7 protein-coding genes are annotated in these 4,673 nt (G+C 45.4%); 5 read left to right on the top strand and 2 right to left on the bottom strand.

Features of this window, described 5'->3' with window-relative positions:
• Nucleotides 1-103: 103 nt before the first annotated feature.
• The 5 genes from msrP to AC3A14_RS19350 all read left to right on the top strand — a co-directional run bounded on the left by msrP (nucleotide 104) and on the right by AC3A14_RS19350 (nucleotide 3,314).
• Complete coding sequence (gene msrP / locus AC3A14_RS19370; protein WP_318733381.1) at nucleotides 104-1,084, top strand: protein-methionine-sulfoxide reductase catalytic subunit MsrP; 981 nt, start codon at nucleotides 104-106, stop codon at nucleotides 1,082-1,084.
• A 55-nt stretch (nucleotides 1,085-1,139) separates the two neighbouring features.
• Complete coding sequence (locus AC3A14_RS19365; RefSeq protein WP_318733380.1) at nucleotides 1,140-1,610, top strand: hypothetical protein; 471 nt, start codon at nucleotides 1,140-1,142, stop codon at nucleotides 1,608-1,610.
• 56 nt (nucleotides 1,611-1,666) lie between these two features.
• The gene (locus tag AC3A14_RS19360) at nucleotides 1,667-2,161 is read left to right on the top strand and encodes a DUF4079 domain-containing protein (RefSeq protein ID WP_318700365.1); all 495 of its coding nucleotides are present in this window, start codon (nucleotides 1,667-1,669) and stop codon (nucleotides 2,159-2,161) included.
• A 95-nt stretch (nucleotides 2,162-2,256) separates the two neighbouring features.
• Nucleotides 2,257-2,910 carry a cofactor assembly of complex C subunit B gene (locus tag AC3A14_RS19355; protein WP_318733379.1) on the top strand — a complete coding sequence of 218 codons (654 nt, stop codon included), beginning with the start codon at nucleotides 2,257-2,259 and terminating at the stop codon, nucleotides 2,908-2,910.
• A 200-nt stretch (nucleotides 2,911-3,110) separates the two neighbouring features.
• Nucleotides 3,111-3,314: a hypothetical protein gene (locus AC3A14_RS19350; RefSeq protein WP_318737406.1), complete on the top strand. Its 204-nt coding sequence runs from the start codon at nucleotides 3,111-3,113 to the stop codon at nucleotides 3,312-3,314.
• A 15-nt stretch (nucleotides 3,315-3,329) separates the two neighbouring features.
• On the opposite strand, the gene AC3A14_RS19345 is transcribed toward AC3A14_RS19350, so the two are convergent.
• A complete protein-coding gene (locus tag AC3A14_RS19345; protein WP_318735673.1) occupies nucleotides 3,330-4,055 on the bottom strand; it encodes a Uma2 family endonuclease in 726 nt (241 codons plus the stop codon).
• Nucleotides 4,056-4,089: 34 nt separating this feature from the next.
• Nucleotides 4,090-4,673, bottom strand: a 584-nt coding sequence (gene nadE, locus AC3A14_RS19340) for an NAD(+) synthase (RefSeq protein WP_487779111.1), incomplete at its 5' end; no start/stop codon positions are given.

The raw sequence follows: 4,673 nt of genomic DNA, 5'->3' as shown, positions 1-4,673 counted from the left end.
GCACTCTAGCAATAGACCCTCTAGCAATAGCTTGCATTGCTTAGGGTTTAAGGCTTCAAGCTGTACTCCATAGAAAAGAGAATCGCTGTACTCACGAATTGTCATGACTTTAATCAAAGTTCCCCAAATCTGGGATATACCCGATCGCCAGATCACCCCAGAATCCGTATTCATGAATCGTCGGAAATTGCTCAAGGGACTGATGGGAGCCGGCATTACCGCCAGTTTGCTCCCGTTAACCGCTTGTGGTCAGCAAAATCAATCGACTAATATGGGATCGGGTTATACTACGCCAGAGGCGATCGCTCAAAATCCAGAGTTTCTCAAGGGAGATTTGGAGATTACTCCCCAATCCCTTTCTTCTAAATACAATAACTTTTACGAATTTGGCACCACCAAATCGATTCAGCAAGCAGCCCAAGCTTTGCCCACAGAAAACTGGAAAGTAGAAGTTGGAGGATTGGTCAAAAATCCCCAAACCTATGATATGGACGATCTGCGAAATAAATTTGAAACAGAAGAGCGCGTCTATAGATTTCGATGTGTGGAAGCTTGGGCAATGGTTGTACCTTGGTTAGGGTTCCCCATGCGCAAACTGATCGAAGCGGTTGAACCCACATCTGAGGCTAAATTTGTGCGATTTACCTCTTGGTATGATAAAGAAATTAGTACCGGCCCCTCTGGGAATCTGTTTTCGCCTCTTCCCTGGCCCTATACGGAAGGATTGCGAATTGAGGAAATGGCTAATGAATTAGCCTTTTTTGCCACAGGAATTTATGGTCAAGACTTACCCAAACAGCACGGCGCTCCCATTCGTCAAGTGATTCCTTGGAAATATGGCTTTAAGGGAGCAAAATCGATTGTCAAAATTGAATTTCTGGACACTCAGCCAGCGACGTTTTGGAATACGATTGATGCGAAGGAATATGACTTTGAAGCCAATGTAAATCCGGATAAACCCCATCCCCGATGGTCTCAAGCGACGGAACGGCTCATTAGTGATGGATCTGCATTCAGTTGGCCCAGACAACCGACTCTACACTATAACGGCTATGGGGAATGGGTGGCTCATTTATATGGTTAAGCCTATGCTTTAAAAAGTGTGAGCATCAAACTTAACCATTAACAGGTGATGAGGAGTGAAAACTAAATATTGGAGATTAGGAGGACTAGGGGCGATTGCCAGCCTAGTCCTGTGGCTGTTGCCTGCTTTAGCAGAGCTACCCCGCGATAAAGTTATAGCCCTAGTCGAAGCTCTGCGAGTATCTGCCCCCCAAGGGCAAACCGCAGAAATTCTCTATGGCCCGTGGAAAATTAGAGCTAACAACATTACCCGATGGTCTCAATGGTGTTTGGGGGAAACCGTAACCCCAGAAGCGTTTGCCGCCAATATAGATCAAACCAGAACTGTTTTGGTTTGTATTGTTGGGGATGTTCTAGCTGAAGAATATGACACAAGTGCCCAAGATGAAAACCTTGCCATCCGCAGAACGGCAGCTTGGTGGGTCTCGGGTAATCCAAATTTGTATAACCAAGGGGACATTGCTGTTTACACTAATAAAGTATTGAGGTCTTATCAAGACTTCAGAAACAACCCCACAGACTTTTAAATCCTAAAGTCTAGGAATAGCAAATCACTTGACCAAATCATTACTCGGATTACTCCATGGACACCATTAGAGACCTTCTGCAACCGATTGTTAACCCCATTGCCGATTATTTCGCTGGCTTGGGCATTCCTGAACCCATAACCCATTGGGGACATCCTCTAATGATGGGTATTGTCGTTTTTGTGTTAGGCACGTTTGTGGCTGTTGCTGGATGGCGCGGACGAAGTGCCACGGATGAAGAGGTGGCGACTCAAAATAAGCTCAATCACCGCAAACTAGCCCCATTTTTAACCTTATTCTTAGGCCTCGGATATACCGGAGGGGTTTTATCCTTGGTGATGCAAGGACAGCCTATTCTTGAAAGTCCCCACTTTTGGACGGGTTCAATTGTCTTAGTGCTGTTGGGTCTCAATGGCGCAATTTCAATTACCAAGTTTGGGGGCGATAATAAACCTTCTTTGCGTACTCTTCATGCTTATTTGGGTACGGCAGCATTGGCATTGTTGTTCGTTCATGCCTTTTTAGGTCTGAACTTAGGCTTATCGATTTAAGCCATAATTCTTTAAGTAGGGATGGGGTAACTCTCCTCCCTACAATAGACTTTTCAATTACCCTTCTGCGAGCGCAAAGTGCTCTATTAATTGCCTTGAGTGTCAAACGCACCGATACGAACCAAGTTTTACGACTATTGCCGATTATTGTGGGCATAATTGGGGGAACACTGTTAATGGTGAATCGGTTATTCACGCCAGAATTAACGCCTTCCCAAGGCCGTTCTGATGTGGTAGGCGTGATGATTAGCGCCCTGCTAATTTTAACCGGATTACTCTGGCAACAGATTCAACCTGTGCCTCCAGAACGGGTGCAATTAATTGGAGAAGAGGGCTTTGAACTCTCTCCTGAGTTACCGGATGTTGTCAAAACTGAGTTAGCGTGGGCTTCCCAATTATTGCTGACGAATACGGCGGGGCGATCGCTGGTGGTTTATTATCAAGGTCAAGTGCTGCTGCGCCGAGGTATTTTAGGCCCAAAGTCTGAGGTTAAACCCGGCCCCATTGTGCAACGGGTTCTAGATAAAGGTAAACCGGTTTATTTAGTCAATCTCAATATTTATCCTGGCAAAATTGAATTTGATTATTTACCTGAGAACACACAAGGAGTTATTTGTCAACCCTTGGGAGAAAATGGTGTGATGATTTTAGGTGCGAATGCACCGCGCAGTTATACGAAGCAAGATGAAGCTTGGATTGCTGGAATTGCCGATAAAATTGGCAATTCCTTAATGGGTAATACACTATAGTAAATATGGTGTATATATTGTTCCAGCAATGCCATAGACTAAAGTGACTTCAGAGAATATTACTCCTATTATACAGCGCTTCGCGCTGCTATGAGGTACTATGTTGATCATAGATGTGAGTTGTCATTGCGACCGCAGGGAAGCAATCGCCAAGATTGGGGGATTTTGCGATTGCTTCATTCCACTTCGTTCCATTCGCAATGACTGATCTCAATGAGACTGTACTCCGTTACAGCGCAAAGCGCTGTATCTCTCTGCTGTCACTCTTGGAAATGCTGACGTTTCATGTCCGCGAAGCGGAAATTTCAGTCATTACAGCCCGCGATCGCGAGGCGGAGCATTATCGCCAAGGAAAGAATCAGGGTTTAAATCTCTTTTTTCCCAAAGTGACAGAAGAGGGATAACGCCCTCTACTCTTGCTAGAATTCTTCTGGATTAATTCCCATTTCCCTCAGTTTTTGGGCGAGTTTCTCTGCTCGCGCACGCTCGGCTTCTGCCTGTTGTTGAAACTGTTGACTTTGGGAGCGTTCCTGATTGATTAAATTCTCCACAGCCGGAGGATTAAATATTTCCGACACGGATAATTTCAGGGTCTTAAATTGGGGAGAATTAAGGGTTTCTCCTTCAGCAAATTCCACCCAAGTATAGCCTTCGTCGCGGATGGGATGGGTTAAGATTCTTACTCTTTTCTTTTTGGGATCGACAATCCAATATTCAGGAATTTCAGCAATGGCGTATTCGCTGGATTGAATTAAATAATCGTCCCGACGATTGGTGCTAACGACTTCGACGACGAGAAGGGGTTTTTCACTAAAATCGAGGATAGCCGATCCGGCGCGATCGCTACTTTCTTGCCAGAGATTGAGATCGAATACCGCTACATCAGGAATCCGAGAGGAAATGTCGGCGGTTCTCACTCCAACTGCCGAGTTTTTTGCCACTAAGTTGAGTTGTTCTTCAGAAAAATAGCGCTGTAATCGATACGCTAAAAAGTCACAAATTTTAGCATGGTAAAACGTCGGTTGAGGCATGGGTACTAATTTTCCTCCAACCAGTTCATAACGAACATCGGGTTCTCCTTCGTAAAAGAGATAGTCTTCAAACGTGAATAGCTTTTGGGGATTTTGAGTCACGTTCTGGATCATGTCTTAAAACCTCTGATCGTGCTTTCCGTAGTTCTTACTCTTTACTCCTTAAACTGGGAATACCTTTGGCGGCGATCGGCATTCGCCATCCTGTACCGAAGGCTCTGGAGGTGATTTTCAAGCCAGGAGGTGCTTGGCGACGCTTAAATTCAGCCCGTTTGACTAAGTGTAACACTTTATTGATGATGGCTGGATCGTGACCTGCATCGGCTATGGTTTCCGGAGATTGATGATCGTGGATCAGGCGATGGAGAATATCATCGAGGATATCATAATCGGGGAGAGAGTCTTGGTCGCATTGATCGGGTTTGAGTTCGGCACTAGGGGGTTTAACTAAGATATGTTCGGGGATAATCTCTTTTCCTGAGCGCTGGTTGAGCCAACGACAGAGGCTATAAACGCGGGTTTTGGGAACATCGGCGATCGCCGCTAAACCGCCGTCCATATCTCCGTAGAGCGTACAATATCCGACTGCCATCTCCGATTTATTACCAGTAGAGAGAAGCAGATGACCAAATTTATTGGCGATCGCCATTAACAGGTTTCCCCGAATCCGAGATTGGATATTTTCTTCCGCTACACCGGGTTTTGTTTGAGCAAATAGGGGATCGAGGGTGC

It is taken from the genome of Roseofilum sp. (assembly GCF_982964205.1).
Note: the sequence above shows the minus strand (reverse complement) of the source record. Positions and strands in the feature narration are given on the sequence as shown.

Excerpts from the sequence above, each read along its gene's own strand:
- msrP (WP_318733381.1), top strand. The coding sequence starts at position 104 with ATGACTTTAATCAAAGTTCCCCAAATCTGGGATATACCCGATCGCCAG.
- AC3A14_RS19360 (WP_318700365.1), top strand. The coding sequence starts at position 1,667 with ATGGACACCATTAGAGACCTTCTGCAACCGATTGTTAACCCCATTGCC.
- AC3A14_RS19345 (WP_318735673.1), bottom strand. The coding sequence starts at position 4,055 with ATGATCCAGAACGTGACTCAAAATCCCCAAAAGCTATTCACGTTTGAA.
- AC3A14_RS19350 (WP_318737406.1), top strand. The coding sequence starts at position 3,111 with ATGACTGATCTCAATGAGACTGTACTCCGTTACAGCGCAAAGCGCTGT.